Source organism: Variovorax sp. CCNWLW186 (assembly GCF_037203865.1).
Taxonomy (GTDB): Bacteria; Pseudomonadota; Gammaproteobacteria; order Burkholderiales; family Burkholderiaceae_C; genus Variovorax.
Genome location: NZ_JBBCBO010000018.1, coordinates 103,095 through 118,127 on the forward strand (window position 1 = coordinate 103,095; position 15,033 = coordinate 118,127).

Consider the following 15,033-nt stretch of genomic DNA (forward strand, 5'->3'; position numbering starts at 1 on the left):
AATTCATTGGACATGCTCGAGTGCACTCTAGGTCAAGCGCCGTGACCAGGTTTCGCGTCAGCCCTTGCCCGCGTTGGCCATGGCCTTGCCCACTTCGTTGCTGCCCTGGGCCGAACCGCTCTGGGGCACGATCTCTCCCTCGCGCGAGGTCACCTCGGCAAGCCGCGCGGCCAGTTGCTCGGGCGTGTCCGCGCCGATGCCCAGCCAGGCGCCCTGCGTAAGGGTGATGTGCGCGGCCTCGAAGGTGCCTGCGCCCGCGCAAAGAATGGTGCGGTTCGGCGCGTCGGCGGAGGCCAGCACCAGCATGGCGGGCACCACCGCCTCGGGCTTGAGGGCGTCGAGCACTTCCTTCGGCATCAGGCCCTCGGTCATCCGCGTGGCCGCGGTGGGCGCGAGGCAATTGACGCGGATGTCGTTCTTGGCGCCTTCGATGCTCAGCGTTTGCATGAGCCCCACCAGCGCGAGCTTGGCGGCGCCGTAGTTGCTCTGGCCGAAGTTGCCGTAGAGCCCGGAAGACGAGGTGGTCATCACGATGCGGCCGTATTTCTGCTCGTTCATGAGCGCCCAGACGGCCTTGGTGCAGTTCACCGCGCCCATCAGGTGCACGTCGACCACCAGCTTGAAATCGGCAAGGTCCATCTTGGCAAAGCTCTTGTCGCGCAGGATGCCGGCGTTGTTGACCAGGATGTCGACCCGGCCCCAGGCATCGACGGCCTGCTGCACCATCGCCTGCACCGCGTCGAAGTCGGTCACCGAGGCGCCGTTGGCCATGGCCTCGCCGCCCGCGGCCTTGATCTCGTCCACCACGGCTTGCGCGGCGCTCACCGAGCCGCCGGAACCGTCGGCCGCGCCGCCCAGGTCGTTGACCACCACCTTGGCCCCGCGCGCCGCCAGGGCCAGCGCATGCTGCCGGCCGAGGCCGCCGCCCGCGCCGGTCACGATGGCCACTCGGCCCTTGAAGTCGATGGTGCTTTGGGTCATCTCTTGCTCTCTTGCTTTCTTTCCGTGGGGAATGGGGGTGTAGCCGATGGCCGCCGCTGGCGGCCGCGTGGCGTTTTACCCCAGAAAAGCACGCCGGCGCGAGCGGCCGCGTGCGCGCTCAGTCACGCGCGTGACGCAGCGTTTCGCAGTAGGCCACCAGCTGGTCGAGCTCGGCCGATTTGTCGAAGAAGGCATCGGCGCCCAGTTGGGCGGAGCGCTGGCGCATGTCGGAGGTGGCGTAGTTGCTCAGCACCACGACTTTCTGGCCGGCCATGCGGTCGCGGCAGGCCCTCACCACGCCGAGGCCGTTGCCGCGCTCCAGAAAAAGATCGACGATGGTCAGGTCCCACTCGTCGCGATGCTGACGCAGCCAGCGCACCGCCTCTTCTTCGCTGCTGGCGCAGGCGACCACGTCCGCATCGGCCACGTCGTGCAGAAAGCCGACGAGGTTTTCACGGATGAGGGCGCTGTCCTCGACAAGATAGGCCTTGAAGCTCATGCCGGGATCTCCGGCCGAGCCACGGGCCGGAATACGAATCTGTTGCTTGCGGGGTGCATGCTGCCCATGGTCTCCGGCGCGGCGGCGCGCGCGGTGAGTCATGCAGGCCAATGCCTGTAGGCCATGGGCGCCCGCGCCTGTCGTCAGGCGGGCTGCACCCTGGTGAGACGCGTAGGACAGCCAGCCGGGTCAGGCCGCGACGGCCATCCGCCCACGGCCGAGCCCCAGGCGAGCCGGCGACACGTACTGCTCGCGATAGATCTCGAAGGGCATGGTGTCGGCGGCCTCGATGCGCTTTTGCTCCTGGATCGACTCCTCGGTCATGCGCTCGAACTCGGCCTGCTGCTCGGGCGGGAACGGCAGGGCCAGAAGCGCCGCGCGAGTCTGCTCGGACTGCGCGCGAATGAAGCCGATGAACGAGTTGCCGTGGCGTTGCTCCACCGCCGCCAGAACGCGAGCCGAAGGCAGGCTGTCCGGGTTTTGCAGGGCGGCAAGCGCCGCCTGCACCGCGTCGGCATGGTGCGTGCCGCCGTTCGCGGCATCGAGCGCGGCGGCAATGGGCAGGCACTGCTCCACCAGTTCGATGCCCCAGTCGGCCAGCGCCACTTCGCGCCCGCCCCGCAGCAGGTGCAGGCCCGGCTCGCGCCCGCGCGCGGCGGTGAGGTGCTGGTTGTGGGCCAGCTCGGCAATTTCCTGCGGGGTGTCGGCCGGGCTGTCGCTCAGCAGGCACTGCAGCAGGAACACGTCGATGAAGCGCATCGTCTGCGCGTTGATGCCCACCGGCTCGAAGGGGTCGAGGTCCATCAGCCGCACCTCGACGTATTCGACGCCGCGCTCGCGCAGCGCATGCAGCGGGCGCTCGCCGGGGTTGATCACGCGCTTGGGGCGGATGGTGCCGTAGAACTCGTTCTCGATCTGCAGCAAGCTGGTGGCAAGCTGGTTGTAGTCGCCGCCCAGGTTGCGGATGCCAATGGCTTCGTAGGCCGGCCAGGGGCGCGTGAGTGCGTCCTGCAGCGAGGCGCCATAACCTTCGAGGCTGTTGTAGCTCACGGCCAGCGAGGCCTGCGCGTCGCTCTGGTAGCCCAGGCGCCCCATGCGCAGCGAGGTGCCATGCGGCATGAACATGCTGCCGTCGCCCAGCGGCTGGAGCTCGTGCGGGCGGCCCGCGACAAAGCTCGAACACAGCGCCGGCGAAGCGCCGAACAGGTAGAGCAGCAGGAAGGCGTGGCGCCGGAAATTGCGAATGAGCGCGAAATACTGTTCGCTGGACACATCGGGCAGCGACCAGTTGTAGTGAATGCCCGAAATGGTCTGCATGCGCCGCCCGTAGCGGTGACTCAGGCCCATGCGGTAGACGCTCTTGGCGCGCCCCACGTTGGAGGAGCCGTAGCGCCCGATGGGAATGGTTTCGTCCGTCGGCAGGCCGCAGGGCATGCTCGACACCCACAGGCGCTCGTCGCCGAGCGAGTCGAGCACGCGGTAGGTGAACTGGTGCACGCGGGTCAGCTCGTCGAGCGCCGACTCCACATTGGCATGCACGCCCGTGATGAGCTCGAGCTGCGATTCGCTGAAGTCGGTGGTGATGTGCGGATGGGTGAGCGCCGATCCGAGCGCAATCGGATGCGGTGTGAGCGCGAGTTTGCCGTCCGGCAGGGCGCGCAGGCTTTCTTTCTCGATGCCGCGCCGCATCCCCTTCAACCTCGCGGTTGAGAGCGCACCCAACCTCTCCTGCAATCTGCTGCTCATATTGTTATACCCGTCGATCTTCTGAGGGGCTGGAAGGTAGCACGCCCGCGCGGGCACTGCTCGTGCAGGGAATCCCTCCTTCCGCTATGCTGGCCACCGCTATCGTTTTGCTAGCAGAGTTCATGGGGCTTGCGCTTTCGGAGTGGCCGGATGGGAGGCTGGAGCCAGTCGCAGGGCGCCGCGTTATGCCGCCAGCACGCGCAGCAAAAACCGGTTCAGGTCGGCAATTTCTTCCATGCAGACCGAATGCGCCATCGGGTATTCATGCCACTCCACGGTGTAGCCCAGCGCGGTGAGCGCGTCGCGCGACATCAGCGCCCTGTCGAACGGCACCACCGGGTCTTGCCGGCCATGGGCCAGGAAAACCGGGGTTTCGTGGTTGGCCGCATGGCGCTCCGCCGCGGTGGTGGCCGCAATGGGCAGGTAGCCCGAGAGGCCGACGATGCCCGCCAGCCGCTCCGTATGGCGCAGGCCGGTCATCAGCGCCATGGCGCAGCCTTGGGAGAAACCGGCCACCACGATGCGCTCGGCCTTGATGCCGCGGGCTTTCTCGTTGGCAATGAGCGTTTCGATGGTGGCCTGCGAGCGGCGAAGGCCCGCCTCGTCTTCGCGCGCGGCCAGGTCGGCCACCGCAATGTCGTACCACGCCGGCATCTGGTAGCCGCCGTTGATGGTGACCGGGATCACCGGCGCATTCGGGAACACGAAGCGCACGGGGCCCACGCTCGACAGGTCGAGTTCGTTGGCAATCGGCACGAAGTCGTTTCCATCGGCGCCAAGGCCGTGCATCACGATCACCGTGGCGGTGGGATGGGGAGCGGTTTCGATTTCGATCGGGGAGCGGGACATGGTCGGTAGAAGGTATTCAGAGACGCCAAAAACCAGACCTTAGCGCATTCGGGCCGGCCGGGGCGCGGTCTCACGGAATGCAACACAATGGCGGTTCACGCAAAACCCATGAGCCCACACCCCAAGCCCTCCCTCGCCGCCGCCGCCGTAGCCGCCGCGGCATCAGGCAGTGAAGCCCTGCTGCGCAGCAGCGGCCTGCGCGTGACGCGCGCCGCGCAAACCGTGCTGGACCTGCTGGAACGCGCCCCGCAGCCCCTGACGCACGACGACGTGGTTGCCGCCTACACCGGCGCCACCGGAGCCCCGCCCGACCGCGTGACGATCTACCGCGTGCTCGACCGCCTCGTCGAAGCCGGCCTGTGCGACCGCCGCGTGGGCGCGGACCGCATCAACCGCTTTGCACGCCATGTGGAAGCCGCTTCAGGCAACATATTCGAGTGCGACCAGTGCCACAAGGTGCTGGCGCTGCCTTCGGACCCGGAACTGCCCAAGGTGATGAGCCGGCTGGGCCGCGAACTGCGCAAGCAAGGCATCGACACGCGCCATACCGCGCTCACGCTGCACGGCACCTGCGGAGATTGCAGGGGCTGAGCTCTGCAGGGCGGCTACACGTTCCAGGACGGAAAAGGGTCCGGAAGGTTCGCCCACCACGAAGCGCCGTAGCGCATTTCGCTCTCGGTCAGAAGGCAGGCATCGAGTCGCGCGCGCAGGTCGGCTTCGTCCATTCCAATGCCGATCAGCACGAGCTCCTGCCGCGCATCGCCGGTGGCCGGATCCCAGTTCTTGCGGATGATCTCCAACGCTTCTTCATCGACGGGCCAGTGTTCGCGTGGCACCGCGGCCCACCACAGGCCGGCCACGCCATAGCGGCAGGCGCCGCCGGCTTGCGACCAGGAGCCCGCGCGCGTGGCCCGGCTTGCAAGCCAGAAGAACCCCTTGGAGCGCACCACGCCCTCCCACTCGCCTTGCACCAGGTCCCAGAAGCGCTGCGGATGAAACGGCAGCCGCGCGCGGTACACGAAGCTGCGAATGCCGTAGGTGTCGCTCTCGGGCGAATGCTCGCCGCGGAGTTCGGCCAGCCAGCCGGGTGCCTGCTCGGCCTGCTCGAAATCAAACAGGCCCGTGTCCAGCACGCGGTCGAGCGCAACGCGGCCGAACTCCGACGTCTCGATGCGCGCACGTGGGTTGAGGCTGCGCAGAATGGCCATCAGGCGGCCGCGCTCTTCAGCGGTGACGAGGTCGGTCTTGTTGACCACCAGCACGTCGCAGAACTCGATCTGCTCGATCAGCAGGTCGACCACGGTGCGCGTGTCTTCATCGCCGAGCGACTGGCCGCGCTCGCCCAGGCTGTCGGGCGAGCCGTAGTCGCGCAGGAAGTTGAAGGCATCGACCACCGTCACCATGGTGTCCAGCCGCGCCACGTCGGCCAGGCTCTTGCCGTCTTCGCCGGCAAAGGTGAAGGTCTCGGCCACCGGCAGCGGCTCCGAGATGCCGGTCGATTCGATCACGAGCTGGTCGAAGCGCCCTTCCTTCGCGAGCCGGCCCACCTCGATGAGCAGGTCTTCGCGCAGCGTGCAGCAGATGCAGCCGTTGCTCATCTCGACCAGCTTCTCGTCGGTGCGCGAAAGCTGGGCGCCGCCGCCCCGCACCAGCGCTGCGTCGATGTTGACCTCGCTCATGTCGTTGACGATGACCGCCACGCGCCGCCCCTCGCGGTTGTGCAGGATGTGGTTCAGCAGCGTGGTCTTGCCGGCGCCGAGAAAGCCGGACAGCACGGTAACGGGAAGGCGTTGGTTCATGGGCGTGGCTTTATATGCAACAGAATTGCATTATATGAAGCAATGCAACCATGTTGCATTTAATCCGAGCAGCAATTCCCGGCCCCGCATAGACTCCTGTCTTCGATGCAGCACCCGAGCCTCCCCGTTCTCTACAGCTTTCGCCGTTGCCCGTACGCAATGCGCGCCCGCCTGGCGCTGGCCGCCAGCGGCGAACCGTGCGAACTGCGCGAAGTGGTCTTGAAGAACAAGCCCGCCGAGATGCTCGCCGCGTCGCCCAAGGGCACGGTGCCCGTGCTGGTGCTGCCCGAGGCGGCGGTGCTGGAGCAAAGTCTCGACATCATGCTGTGGGCCCTGCGCCGCAACGACCCGCTGCGCTGGCTCGAACCCGAGGCGGGCACGCTCGACGACATGCTTGCGCTCATCGCCACCTGCGACAACGACTTCAAGCCGCAGCTCGACCGCTACAAATACCCGGGGCGGTTCAGCGAATTGCCGGAGAACGCATGCGAAAGCGGCTCCCGGTTTCTTTCGCAGCTCGAGGCAAGGCTTGTCGCCGGTTCCCAGCTTTTCGGCACGCGGGCCACGTTGGCCGATGCCGCGGTCATGCCCTTCGTGCGGCAGTTCGCAATGGTCGATCCCTCATGGTTCGAAAGCCAGCCTTGGCCGCAGCTGCGCAGCTGGCTCGCAGGTTGGACCGGGTCACAGCTGTTCGAGCGCGCGATGCGGAAGTACGCGCCGTGGGTATCGGGCGCGGCCGGCGTCGCCTACCCGCCCGCCTGATCAGCCAAAGTTCGGCGCCCGCCGTTCGCGCAGCGAGGTCACGCCCTCGCGCACGTCGGCACCGGCAAAGCCCATGAATTCGAGCGCCAGCGAGGCGTCGAACGTCGGCCCGGCCTGGCGCAGCCAGTTGTTGAGTGCGTACTTGGTGAGGCGAATCGCGCTCTGGCTGCCGGCCGCCAGCCGGTCAGCCACTTCATAGGCGCGCGGCAGCAGGTCGGCCTCGTCCACCGCGAGCGACACCAGGCCGATGCGCTCGGCCTCCTCGCCGCTCACCGGCTCGCACAGCAGCAGGTGGTACTTGGCCTTGGCCATGCCGCACAAGAGCGGCCAGACGATGGCCGCATGGTCGCCCGCCGCCACGCCCAGGCGCGTGTGGCCGTCGACGATCTTCGCGCCCTTGCTCGCAATGGAAATATCGGCCAGCAGCCCCGCCACCAGCCCGGCGCCCACGGCCGGGCCGTGCATGGCGCTGACGATCGGCTTGTCGCAGTTGATGATGTTGTAGACGAGGTCGCGCGCTTCTTTCCACACACGCTGGCGCACCGCGTCGTCGGTGGTCATGTCTTGCACCATGGCCAGGTCGCCGCCGCCGGAAAAGCCGAGCCCTTCGCCCCGCAGCACCGCGCAGCGCACCGTGTCGTCAGTCGCCACATCGCGCCAGATTTCGGCAAGCTCGCGGTGGCCGTCATGGCCGGCCGTGGGCAGCTTGCCGTTGGCCGCACGCATCTGGATGTCGAGCACCGCATCGTTGATGCCGCGGCGGGTGATGGCAAGGGTCTGGTAGCGGGTGTAGTCCATGCGTGTCTCCGCCCCGCATGGCGTGCGGGGATGTTCTTCTGCGTCGAAAGACGGGAACGCTATTTTCGCGCGGCAAGCTCGCGGCAGCGCTGCACGTTGGCTTCGAAGCGCGGCGCCAGCCCGGGCTCGCACACGTCGCCCGAGGGGTTGAGCTTGCACATGCCGACCACCGCGTAGTCCATCACGGCCTCGGTGCACATCGGGTACTTCGCCAGGTCGGGGTTGGCCTGGGCCTTGAAGCCCCAGCGCTCGGAGAACTGCACCACGCGGGCCGTGGCGCCGTGGAAGAAGCTGCGGTCGCGGGCCGCGATGGCGGCGTCCATGCGGGGCAGTTCCTCGTTGAGATAGCCCACGGCTTCCAGCGGAAAACCCGAAGGATCAGGCTGTGCAGCGGCAAGGGTTGCGGCCAGCGCAAGCGGCACGGCAGCGAAGCTGCGCAGCAGCGAAAACCTGGAGAAGATGGGCGCGCGGTTGTATTGCATGGGTTCCCATTTTGCAGTGACGGCGTAACCATGTGTATGTTCATGGAAAGCCGGCCCCCTGCGGGCCACGCCCGCGTCGCCCCTGCACAACGCCCGCTGGCGCATTCGCTCGCTCCAGACGCCCCGGTCACTTGCCCTTTTTCTGCCGGTCGAACTTGCGCCAGTACTGGAACTCGTCTTCGTGCACTTCGAGGTCGACCTCCGAGATGCGAGCCTGCAGGCGCTCCTGCGCGTCGGCCACCGCCTTGTTGTAGACGATGGGCCCGACCTCCTCGAGAAAGAAGCCGAGCAGCGCGCCGGCGGCGATGTTGCCGATCGGCTCTTCCATGTTCTCGCGGAAGTAGCGTTCGATCGACGCGATGGCCTGTTGCCGTGCTTCCTTGGCGATCTCGATGGTCATGCGGTTCCTTGGGTTTTTGCCGTTCGATTCTGCAGCGCATTCGTCTTGCGACAATGGCGCACCTGCCGACCTTCACCAGCGACTCCACGACACCATGGCTTCAAGACAACTCCGCACGCTCGAACGCGGCATTCTTTGCGTACTGATCGGCGCCGCCGTGCTGCTGGGGCCGCGCTTCCTGCAAGGCACGCGGTGGTTCGAGATGGTGGCGGGCGCGTCGGTGGTCGGCTGGTTCGCCCTTGCGCTGGGCGTGGCGCTGATCGTGGTCGACCTGGTGCAGCGCGCCAAGGCGCGGCGCTAGTAAAAATGCCGCGCCGCGCTCAGCGGCGGAGCTTCTTGATGAGCTCGACCACCGCAAGCACCACGGCGCCGGCAACAAGGCCGACACCCGCGTTCACGCCCATCGATCCGAGTGCGCCGAACACACCGCCGGTGGCTTCGGCCCAGTGTTCGACCGCGTGGCCGAACGCGGGAACGCCGTGCACCAGGATGCCGCCGCCCACGAGGAACATGGCGGCGGTGCCAGCAATCGACAGCCCCTTCATGAGCCAGGGCGCCGCAACCAGGATGCCGCGGCCCAGGGCCTGCGCGGCCTTGCTGGCCTGCTGGCTGAGGTAAAGGCCCGCGTCGTCGAGCTTGACGATGCCCGCCACCAAGCCGTAGACGCCCACGGTCATGATGAGCGCAATGCCCGCGAGCACGGTGAACTGCGTGACGAAGGGCTGGCCCTGAACGGTGCCCAGCGTGATGGCGATGATTTCCGCCGAAAGGATGAAGTCGGTGCGCACCGCGCCCTTGATCTTGTCCTTTTCGACGGCAACCACGTCGATGGTCTCGTCGGCCACCGCACGCTCGTGGCGCGCCGTGTCGGCTTCATGCTCCTTCTTGTGCAGGAACTTGTGGGCCAGCTTCTCGCAGCCTTCGAAGCACAGGAACGCGCCGCCGATCATCAGCAGCGGCGTGACCAGCCAGGGCAGCCAGGTGCCGATGGCCAGTGCCGCGGGCACCAGGATGAGCTTGTTGACGAACGAGCCCTTGCACACCGCCCAGACCACCGGCAGCTCGCGGTCGGCCTTGACGCCCGAGACCTGCTGCGCATTGAGCGCGAGGTCGTCGCCCAGAACGCCGGCCGTTTTCTTGGCGGCTACCTTGGTGAGGATCGAGACGTCGTCCAGAACGGTGGCGATGTCGTCGAGCAGCAGAAGCAGGCTGGTGGCCATGGCAATGGTCGGTGTAAAAAAAGAATCGGCGAGCTTAGCCGCAACCGCGGTCCACGCCGGCAATACCCGTACGCGGCAGGCGCGTCAGACGACGTTGCGCTTGAGGCGGATTTCTTCGACGCGCACCGTGCCGAGCGCCGTGGTCTTGGCGGTCTTCATTTCGCGCTTGAAACCGGCAAGCTCGAAAAAGCGCATGGCGCGGTCGTTGCGAATCGGCACCCACGCGGTCACGGTGGTGCAGCCTTCTTCCTCAAGGCCCTCGCGGGCGGCGTCCCAAAGCGCCACGCCGAGGCCCTTGCCCCAATGCTCGGGTTTGACATAAAGAGCCCAGATCTCGCCCGCGGTGGAAGGCGTCTTGGGATCGCGCGAGCGGTCGAAGCCGACGAAGCCGACGATTTCGCCGCCCAGCACCGCCACCTGCACCTGCGGCTCGCTGAACTCGATGGCTTCGCGCCACTTGGCCTCGCGGGTGGCGGGGGCCAGCGTGCGCAGCTCTTCCTCGGGCAGGATGCCCTGGTAGGCAGCCTGGGCGGCCAGGGTGTGGACTTCGACGACGGCCTTGGCGTCGCGCATCGTGGCGGGGCGAACTTCGTAATCTGACATGAATGCGGAAAATCAAATGGAACCGCGTATTGTCGCCGCACCGCTAAACTGCTTGTTGCACACGCACCAGACACACATCAACAGGAGGTAGATATGGCCAAGGGTCAACAACGCGCGAACAAGGAAGCCAAGAAACCGAAGAAGGACACTTCGCCGCCCAAGCCCGCGGGCACTGGCGGGATCGAGCCGGTCCGCACGATCACCACCGCGGTCATTCCGCGCGGCAAGCTCAAGAACAAGTGACCGACGAAAAGCCAGCGCACGCCAAGCCGGCCCAGCCGCGGAACCCGTTGCACGGGCTCACGCTGGAAGCCATCGTCACGGCGCTGGCCGACTACTACGGCTGGGAACAGCTCGGCCATCTCGTTCCCATCCGCTGCTTCACCTTCGAGCCGAGCGTGGGCTCCAGCCTCAAGTTCCTGCGCAAGACGCCGTGGGCGCGCGAGAAGGTCGAAAGCCTTTATCTCTTCATGCTGCGCGAACAGCGCCGCGAGCAGCAGCAACAACAATCCCCGCAGCGATGAGGGTTCGGCTCGAACCTTCGGGCCTTGGTTTCGAGGCCGAGACCGGCACCACGCTCCTGAAGGCGGCCGAGGCGGCCGGCATCGAAATGCCGAGCTCCTGCCGCAACGGCACCTGCCGCACCTGCATCTGCCAGCTGCTGTCGGGCTCGATACGCCACACCGTCGAATGGCCCGGCCTGAGCGCCGAGGAAAAGGCCGAGGGCTGGATATTGCCCTGCGTGGCCGAGGCGCAGAGCGATCTTTCGATCGATGCGCCCAAGGCGTTCTCGGTCTTCTGAAACCCGACCTGTTCAGCCCTGCTTGACGGCCTGAGCCGGCGCCGCGACCACCAGACGGTCGCGCTGCGCGAGCGATGGGAACAGCTTGAACCAGCCCAGCGCCACCATCATGGTTCCCACGCCGCCCAGCACCACCGAGCCCACCGGCCCCAGCAGCGCGGCCGTGGCGCCCGATTCGAACTCGCCCAGCTGGTTGCTGGCGCCGATGAAGATCGAATTGACCGCGCTCACCCTGCCCCGCATGGCATCGGGCGTTTCAAGCTGCACGAGCGTCTGCCGGATCACCACGTTGACCATGTCGGCCCCGCCGGACACCGCCAGCGCAATCAGCGAAACGACGAAGCTGCGCGAAATGCCGAACACCACCATGCACAGGCCGAAGAGCCCGACGGCAATCAGCAGCGTCCGGCCGATATGGCGCTCGATGGGCCGGCGCGTGAGCGCAATCGACATCACCAGCGCACCCGCGGCAGGCGCGCTGCGCAGCAGCCCGAGGCCCCATGGCCCCGTGTGCAGGATGTCCTTGGCGTAGATGGGCAGCAGCGCCACGGCGCCGCCCAGCAGCACCGCGAAAAGATCGAGCGACACGGCGCCGAGCACGGGCTTGCGCCGCCAGATGAAATTGACCCCCGCGAACACCGTGGCCAGTGTGACCGGCTCGCGCGCCGCCGGGGTATGGGCATAGCGCAGCCGCAGCACCAGCACGCAGGCAATGGCAAAGCACAGCACGCTCGCGCCGTACACCACCGCCATGCCCGCCACGAACAGCAGGCCGCCGAGCGCCGGCCCACCGATGATCGCGCCCTGCATGCCGGCCGAGCTGAAAGCCATGGCCCGCGGCAGCATGGTGGGCGGCACCAGCAGCGGCGTCAGCGCCTGCTGGGCCGGCATCTGGAAGGCACGCACCGCGCCGAGCACCAGCGACAAGCCCAGCAGCAGGCCGCGCGTATCGAAGCGCTGCGCCACCGCCAGCAACAGCACCAGCGCCACCACCCCCTGCACCGCAAAGCAGGCCGCAACGATGCGGCCGCGATGGCGGCGGTCGACTACGTGGCCGGCCAGCAGCGCCAGCAGCAATGCGGGAACGAACTGGTAGAGGCCAACCAGGCCGAGGTCCCAGGCGCTGCTGGTGAGCTCGTACATGTGCCAGCCGATGGCCACCAGCAGCATCTGCGACGCCGCGGTGCCGAAAAGCCGCGCCACCCACAACTGCATGAACGGACGCTCGCGCCTGAGTTGGGAAAAGCTCGGAGGCGCGGGAACGGCGGCGGAAATGGGAGAAGGAGAGGCGGGAGAAGCGGGGCCGGACATTCGTTCGAGGATAGCCGAGGCTTCATGAGCCTCGCATGAGGGCGGGCTCTCCGCCCTGCCCCCTGCTGCCGGCCTTCTCTCTACACTCTGCCGCATCCATGCCCGACACCGACCTTGCTATCGATCTCGTCCACGAAGACGCCCACCTGCTGGTGCTGAACAAGCCTGCGGGCCTGCTTTGTGTGCCCGGGCGCGGCGAAGACAAGCAGGACTGCCTGAGCGCGCGCGCCATGCGGCGGTGGCCCGACGCGCTGATCGTTCACCGGCTCGACATGGCGACCAGCGGGCTGGTGCTGATGGCTCGCGGGGCCGCCATGCAGCGCGCGCTCGGCGATGCGTTTGCCAACCGGGTGATGCACAAGCGCTACGAAGCCATCGTCGACGGCGCGATGCCGGTGCGCGATGAATGGTCGGTCATCGATGCACCGTTGATGGCCGACTGGCCGCGGCGCCCGCTGCAGAAGGTGGATCCCGCGGGCAAGCCGAGTGTCACGCGGTGGCGGGCGCTTTCCTCAACAATCAATGAAAAAACTGCGGCCACGCATGTGCTGCTGGAGCCGCTCACGGGCCGCTCGCATCAGCTGCGCGTGCACCTGCTGTCGATCGGCCATCCGATCCTGGGCGATGCGCTCTATGGCAGTGCCGAGGTCCAGGCGCGCGCCCCGCGCCTGCTGCTGCATGCGAGCGAGCTGGGCTTCGTGCACCCAGCAACGCAGCAGATGCTTCGCTTTCAGAGCCAGCCAGACTTTGCTCCTCTTCTTCCTTCTTTTTCTTCTCTTTTTTTTACAGCCCGCCCTTGACCACGAGCACCGGCATCGGTGCGTCCTGGAGCACGCGCTGGGTCACGCTGCCGAGCAGCAGCTTCTCGATGCCACTGCGGCCATGCGAGCCCATCACGATCAGGTCGGCCGCGATGGCAATGGCGGTGTCGACGATGCCTTCGTGCACCACGTGGCCGTCGATCACGCGCTGGTCGCTGTGCAGGCCTTCGGCCGCCAGCGCGGCCACGCCGCGCGCGAGTGCTGCATTGGCGCTTGCGGTGGCCGCGGCCAGGTATTCGTTCTGGCCGAGCGCGTAGTCCGCACCCACGCCGATGAAGGGATAGTTGTCGATCACGTGGATCAACGTGATGCGGCTTCCGAACGCCAGCGCAAGGCCGCTGGCCTTGCTGACCGCGAGCATGGAAGTTTCGGAGCCGTCGATCGGAACCAGGATGTGATTGAACATGGCGGACCTCACTTTCGTTCGTTCGCAGACAGGCGCGGCTCGCAACCGAACCGGGCCTCCAATTTAACCCCTAGGCCGGGGCGTGACTGTAGGACTCAAGCCAGCGGGGTCAATCCCCCTGGAAACCCTGAGCGCGGCAGGTAACCACGAGGGTGTCGCGCCAGCCGGCGGCCCCCTCTTCGGTCGGCTGGATGGGCGTGGACTCGTGGATCACGCGTGCATCGTCGAGCAGCAGCAGCGTCCACGGCTCGGTCATGGTGAACCGCTCGCCGCGCCTTCCGTTGGCCTCGAACACGCGCGTTTCGCCGCCCTTGATTCCGCTGCGTCCCACCAGCGCCACCGCCACCAGGTCGACACCGTCGCGGTGCGCGCCTTCAGGCGTTGGCCGGCCGATGCCGCCTGCGGTGTCGATGCGGAACTGGTGCGCCTCGACAAACCACGGTTGCGCCGCGGTACCGCGCATGCCGCTCGCCGCTTCGCCCAGGCGCTGCAGCAGGCGCTGCCACACCGGCTGCGCCACCGTGGCCTCGTGCATGGGCGCAAACCAGCGCTGCATGCCGCCGTGCAGCGCGTTGTATTCCACCGGCTGCCAGTGCGCACGATGCGGCACCTGCGCAATCGCCTCGCCCTCGACGGTGAAGCACGCATGGCGCCGCGTGCGGTAGCGGCCGCCGTCCTTCAGGTATTCGTCCGGTGGAAGATCGTTCCAGTCGGCGTGCAGCGCTTCGAGTTCGTCGAGCGGCACGCCGAGCCACTCGCTCACGCCTTGAGGGCTGAGCACCGCATAGCCCTGTTCGCGCAGCGCAGGCAGCAGCTCGGCCGGCTGGATGAACGGCGGTGCGAATGCAGCGTTGGTCACGACGCGGTGACCTTCACGTCCTTCCAGAACGCGACGCGATCACGGATTTCTTCGGCTTCGGGCTTGGGGTCTGCGTAGTACCAGGCGGCGTCCGTATGGAGCTCGCCGTTGACCAGCAGCGAGTAGTAGCTGGCCGTGCCCTTCCAGGGGCAAGTGGTCTTGTGGTTGCTGAAGGTGACGTGGTCGCGGTTGAGCGCGCTCATCGGGAAATAGTGGTTACCTTCGACGAGCACGGTGTCGTCGCTTTCGGCGATGGTGACGCCGTTCCAGGTTGCTTTCATGTGTTGCTCTCCACGGGGAAGGGATATTGTGCCCTTTGGGCTTTGGTTGGGTTTTGCCCTTGGGTCGGTGGGCTTGGTTTGTTTCCGGAGGCCGGGTCTCGCCCCGGCGGGCGACTCACTTTCTTTGCTTCGCTGTATGGACCGGGGACCTGGGTAACAGGTGTGCGGGGACATAGTAAACACCTTGGTCGCTCAGCTTGGGATGGCGGCGCTGCGCAGATCCAGCCGCATGAAGCGGTGGTGGCAGAAGAAGGCATCGAAGCAGCCATCTGCCTTGGGATCGGGGCGCATGGCCACAGGCAGCCTGTGCAACGCATTGGACAGGCGCAGCTTGCGACCTTCGAAGTGCACCCAGCCGTTCCAGCCCACCGTCAGCACCCGGTCATCAGGGCCGTATTCGATCGGTGCCAGCAT

At 66.9% G+C, this 15,033-nt stretch carries 21 protein-coding genes and 1 pseudogene; 7 read left to right on the forward strand and 15 right to left on the reverse strand.

Annotation, left to right across the window (positions count from 1 at the left end):
• Positions 1 to 57: 57 nt before the first annotated feature.
• From V9K97_RS20160 to V9K97_RS20175, 4 genes are all read right to left on the reverse strand, one after another.
• On the reverse strand, positions 58 to 981 hold the full coding sequence (locus V9K97_RS20160) for an SDR family NAD(P)-dependent oxidoreductase (protein ID WP_337320199.1): 924 nt from the start codon (positions 979 to 981) through the stop codon (positions 58 to 60).
• Between the two features lie 118 nt (positions 982 to 1,099).
• Positions 1,100 to 1,480 carry a response regulator transcription factor gene (locus V9K97_RS20165; protein ID WP_337296720.1) on the reverse strand — a complete coding sequence of 127 codons (381 nt, stop codon included), beginning with the start codon at positions 1,478 to 1,480 and terminating at the stop codon, positions 1,100 to 1,102.
• 189 nt (positions 1,481 to 1,669) lie between these two features.
• The gene (gshA, locus tag V9K97_RS20170) at positions 1,670 to 3,226 is read right to left on the reverse strand and encodes a glutamate--cysteine ligase (RefSeq protein ID WP_258501479.1); all 1,557 of its coding nucleotides are present in this window, start codon (positions 3,224 to 3,226) and stop codon (positions 1,670 to 1,672) included.
• Between the two features lie 183 nt (positions 3,227 to 3,409).
• Positions 3,410 to 4,075 (reverse strand): alpha/beta hydrolase, encoded by a 666-nt coding sequence (locus V9K97_RS20175; RefSeq protein WP_258501481.1) that lies wholly within the window; start codon positions 4,073 to 4,075, stop codon positions 3,410 to 3,412.
• Between the two features lie 108 nt (positions 4,076 to 4,183).
• Between V9K97_RS20175 and V9K97_RS20180 the strand changes: the two genes are divergently transcribed.
• Positions 4,184 to 4,666, forward strand: a complete 483-nt coding sequence (locus tag V9K97_RS20180; RefSeq protein WP_258501482.1) for a Fur family transcriptional regulator — start codon at positions 4,184 to 4,186, stop codon at positions 4,664 to 4,666.
• Positions 4,667 to 4,680: 14 nt separating this feature from the next.
• Here V9K97_RS20180 and zigA read toward each other — a convergent pair whose 3' ends face one another.
• The gene (gene zigA / locus V9K97_RS20185) at positions 4,681 to 5,874 is read right to left on the reverse strand and encodes a zinc metallochaperone GTPase ZigA (RefSeq protein WP_337320202.1); all 1,194 of its coding nucleotides are present in this window, start codon (positions 5,872 to 5,874) and stop codon (positions 4,681 to 4,683) included.
• 105 nt (positions 5,875 to 5,979) lie between these two features.
• Here zigA and V9K97_RS20190 point away from each other — a divergent pair, with 105 nt between their 5' ends.
• Positions 5,980 to 6,636: a glutathione S-transferase gene (locus V9K97_RS20190; protein WP_337320204.1), complete on the forward strand. Its 657-nt coding sequence runs from the start codon at positions 5,980 to 5,982 to the stop codon at positions 6,634 to 6,636.
• Here the strand turns inward: V9K97_RS20190 and V9K97_RS20195 are convergent, their stop codons facing one another.
• The 3 genes from V9K97_RS20195 to V9K97_RS20205 form a co-directional block, all read right to left on the reverse strand.
• Complete coding sequence (locus V9K97_RS20195; protein WP_337320205.1) at positions 6,637 to 7,434, reverse strand: enoyl-CoA hydratase/isomerase family protein; 798 nt, start codon at positions 7,432 to 7,434, stop codon at positions 6,637 to 6,639. It abuts the gene before it with no gap.
• Positions 7,435 to 7,493: 59 nt separating this feature from the next.
• Positions 7,494 to 7,916: a hypothetical protein gene (locus tag V9K97_RS20200; RefSeq protein WP_337320207.1), complete on the reverse strand. Its 423-nt coding sequence runs from the start codon at positions 7,914 to 7,916 to the stop codon at positions 7,494 to 7,496.
• Positions 7,917 to 8,043: 127 nt separating this feature from the next.
• On the reverse strand, positions 8,044 to 8,316 hold the full coding sequence (locus V9K97_RS20205) for a DUF2164 domain-containing protein (protein WP_337320208.1): 273 nt from the start codon (positions 8,314 to 8,316) through the stop codon (positions 8,044 to 8,046).
• A gap of 94 nt (positions 8,317 to 8,410) precedes the next feature.
• Between V9K97_RS20205 and V9K97_RS20210 the strand changes: the two genes are divergently transcribed.
• Positions 8,411 to 8,617: a hypothetical protein gene (locus V9K97_RS20210; RefSeq protein ID WP_126746166.1), complete on the forward strand. Its 207-nt coding sequence runs from the start codon at positions 8,411 to 8,413 to the stop codon at positions 8,615 to 8,617.
• Between the two features lie 19 nt (positions 8,618 to 8,636).
• On the opposite strand, the gene V9K97_RS20215 is transcribed toward V9K97_RS20210, so the two are convergent.
• Together V9K97_RS20215 and V9K97_RS20220 are read right to left on the reverse strand one after the other, a co-directional pair.
• Entirely contained in the window at positions 8,637 to 9,536 is a 900-nt protein-coding gene (locus tag V9K97_RS20215; protein WP_258501487.1) for a DUF808 domain-containing protein, read from the reverse strand.
• An 84-nt stretch (positions 9,537 to 9,620) separates the two neighbouring features.
• The gene (locus tag V9K97_RS20220) at positions 9,621 to 10,139 is read right to left on the reverse strand and encodes a GNAT family N-acetyltransferase (protein ID WP_337320210.1); all 519 of its coding nucleotides are present in this window, start codon (positions 10,137 to 10,139) and stop codon (positions 9,621 to 9,623) included.
• Between the two features lie 93 nt (positions 10,140 to 10,232).
• Here V9K97_RS20220 and V9K97_RS20225 point away from each other — a divergent pair, with 93 nt between their 5' ends.
• Genes V9K97_RS20225 through V9K97_RS20235 form a run of 3 tightly spaced genes read left to right on the forward strand, consistent with a single transcriptional unit; the run spans position 10,233 to position 10,941 of the window.
• Positions 10,233 to 10,382 carry a hypothetical protein gene (locus tag V9K97_RS20225; protein WP_164547877.1) on the forward strand — a complete coding sequence of 50 codons (150 nt, stop codon included), beginning with the start codon at positions 10,233 to 10,235 and terminating at the stop codon, positions 10,380 to 10,382.
• On the forward strand, positions 10,379 to 10,663 hold the full coding sequence (locus V9K97_RS20230; RefSeq protein ID WP_337320211.1) for a VF530 family protein: 285 nt from the start codon (positions 10,379 to 10,381) through the stop codon (positions 10,661 to 10,663). Before V9K97_RS20225 ends, V9K97_RS20230 begins: the two co-directional genes overlap by 4 nt.
• The gene (locus V9K97_RS20235; RefSeq protein WP_258501491.1) at positions 10,660 to 10,941 is read left to right on the forward strand and encodes a 2Fe-2S iron-sulfur cluster-binding protein; all 282 of its coding nucleotides are present in this window, start codon (positions 10,660 to 10,662) and stop codon (positions 10,939 to 10,941) included. Before V9K97_RS20230 ends, V9K97_RS20235 begins: the two co-directional genes overlap by 4 nt.
• A gap of 12 nt (positions 10,942 to 10,953) precedes the next feature.
• Here V9K97_RS20235 and V9K97_RS20240 read toward each other — a convergent pair whose 3' ends face one another.
• Entirely contained in the window at positions 10,954 to 12,252 is a 1,299-nt protein-coding gene (locus V9K97_RS20240; RefSeq protein ID WP_337320213.1) for an MFS transporter, read from the reverse strand.
• A gap of 98 nt (positions 12,253 to 12,350) precedes the next feature.
• Here V9K97_RS20240 and V9K97_RS20245 point away from each other — a divergent pair, with 98 nt between their 5' ends.
• Positions 12,351 to 13,052 carry an RluA family pseudouridine synthase gene (locus V9K97_RS20245; protein ID WP_337320214.1) on the forward strand — a complete coding sequence of 234 codons (702 nt, stop codon included), beginning with the start codon at positions 12,351 to 12,353 and terminating at the stop codon, positions 13,050 to 13,052.
• Here the strand turns inward: V9K97_RS20245 and V9K97_RS20250 are convergent.
• The 4 genes and pseudogenes from V9K97_RS20250 to V9K97_RS20265 all read right to left on the reverse strand — a co-directional run.
• On the reverse strand, positions 13,036 to 13,479 hold the full coding sequence (locus V9K97_RS20250) for a universal stress protein (RefSeq protein WP_015866434.1): 444 nt from the start codon (positions 13,477 to 13,479) through the stop codon (positions 13,036 to 13,038). The two genes, V9K97_RS20245 and V9K97_RS20250, sit on opposite strands and share 17 nt — an antisense overlap.
• A gap of 109 nt (positions 13,480 to 13,588) precedes the next feature.
• Positions 13,589 to 14,338: a 2OG-Fe dioxygenase family protein gene (locus tag V9K97_RS20255; RefSeq protein WP_337320215.1), complete on the reverse strand. Its 750-nt coding sequence runs from the start codon at positions 14,336 to 14,338 to the stop codon at positions 13,589 to 13,591.
• Complete coding sequence (locus V9K97_RS20260) at positions 14,335 to 14,619, reverse strand: DUF427 domain-containing protein (RefSeq protein ID WP_258501498.1); 285 nt, start codon at positions 14,617 to 14,619, stop codon at positions 14,335 to 14,337. Before V9K97_RS20260 ends, V9K97_RS20255 begins: the two co-directional genes overlap by 4 nt.
• A 192-nt stretch (positions 14,620 to 14,811) precedes the next feature.
• Positions 14,812 to 15,033, reverse strand: a pseudogene (locus tag V9K97_RS20265) (IS481 family transposase); the annotation flags it as partial.

Bases quoted from the DNA above. Each gene is read 5' to 3' on its own strand.
- V9K97_RS20205 (WP_337320208.1), bottom strand. From the start codon at position 8,316: ATGACCATCGAGATCGCCAAGGAAGCACGGCAACAGGCCATCGCGTCG.
- V9K97_RS20240 (WP_337320213.1), bottom strand. From the start codon at position 12,252: ATGTCCGGCCCCGCTTCTCCCGCCTCTCCTTCTCCCATTTCCGCCGCC.
- gshA (WP_258501479.1), bottom strand. From the start codon at position 3,226: ATGAGCAGCAGATTGCAGGAGAGGTTGGGTGCGCTCTCAACCGCGAGG.
- V9K97_RS20175 (WP_258501481.1), bottom strand. From the start codon at position 4,075: ATGTCCCGCTCCCCGATCGAAATCGAAACCGCTCCCCATCCCACCGCC.
- V9K97_RS20190 (WP_337320204.1), top strand. From the start codon at position 5,980: ATGCAGCACCCGAGCCTCCCCGTTCTCTACAGCTTTCGCCGTTGCCCG.
- V9K97_RS20220 (WP_337320210.1), bottom strand. From the start codon at position 10,139: ATGTCAGATTACGAAGTTCGCCCCGCCACGATGCGCGACGCCAAGGCC.
- V9K97_RS20250 (WP_015866434.1), bottom strand. From the start codon at position 13,479: ATGTTCAATCACATCCTGGTTCCGATCGACGGCTCCGAAACTTCCATG.
- zigA (WP_337320202.1), bottom strand. From the start codon at position 5,874: ATGAACCAACGCCTTCCCGTTACCGTGCTGTCCGGCTTTCTCGGCGCC.
- V9K97_RS20235 (WP_258501491.1), top strand. From the start codon at position 10,660: ATGAGGGTTCGGCTCGAACCTTCGGGCCTTGGTTTCGAGGCCGAGACC.
- V9K97_RS20160 (WP_337320199.1), bottom strand. From the start codon at position 981: ATGACCCAAAGCACCATCGACTTCAAGGGCCGAGTGGCCATCGTGACC.
- V9K97_RS20200 (WP_337320207.1), bottom strand. From the start codon at position 7,916: ATGCAATACAACCGCGCGCCCATCTTCTCCAGGTTTTCGCTGCTGCGC.
- V9K97_RS20215 (WP_258501487.1), bottom strand. From the start codon at position 9,536: ATGGCCACCAGCCTGCTTCTGCTGCTCGACGACATCGCCACCGTTCTG.
- V9K97_RS20165 (WP_337296720.1), bottom strand. From the start codon at position 1,480: ATGAGCTTCAAGGCCTATCTTGTCGAGGACAGCGCCCTCATCCGTGAA.
- V9K97_RS20225 (WP_164547877.1), top strand. From the start codon at position 10,233: ATGGCCAAGGGTCAACAACGCGCGAACAAGGAAGCCAAGAAACCGAAG.
- V9K97_RS20210 (WP_126746166.1), top strand. From the start codon at position 8,411: ATGGCTTCAAGACAACTCCGCACGCTCGAACGCGGCATTCTTTGCGTA.
- V9K97_RS20195 (WP_337320205.1), bottom strand. From the start codon at position 7,434: ATGGACTACACCCGCTACCAGACCCTTGCCATCACCCGCCGCGGCATC.
- V9K97_RS20260 (WP_258501498.1), bottom strand. From the start codon at position 14,619: ATGAAAGCAACCTGGAACGGCGTCACCATCGCCGAAAGCGACGACACC.
- V9K97_RS20180 (WP_258501482.1), top strand. From the start codon at position 4,184: ATGAGCCCACACCCCAAGCCCTCCCTCGCCGCCGCCGCCGTAGCCGCC.
- V9K97_RS20245 (WP_337320214.1), top strand. From the start codon at position 12,351: ATGCCCGACACCGACCTTGCTATCGATCTCGTCCACGAAGACGCCCAC.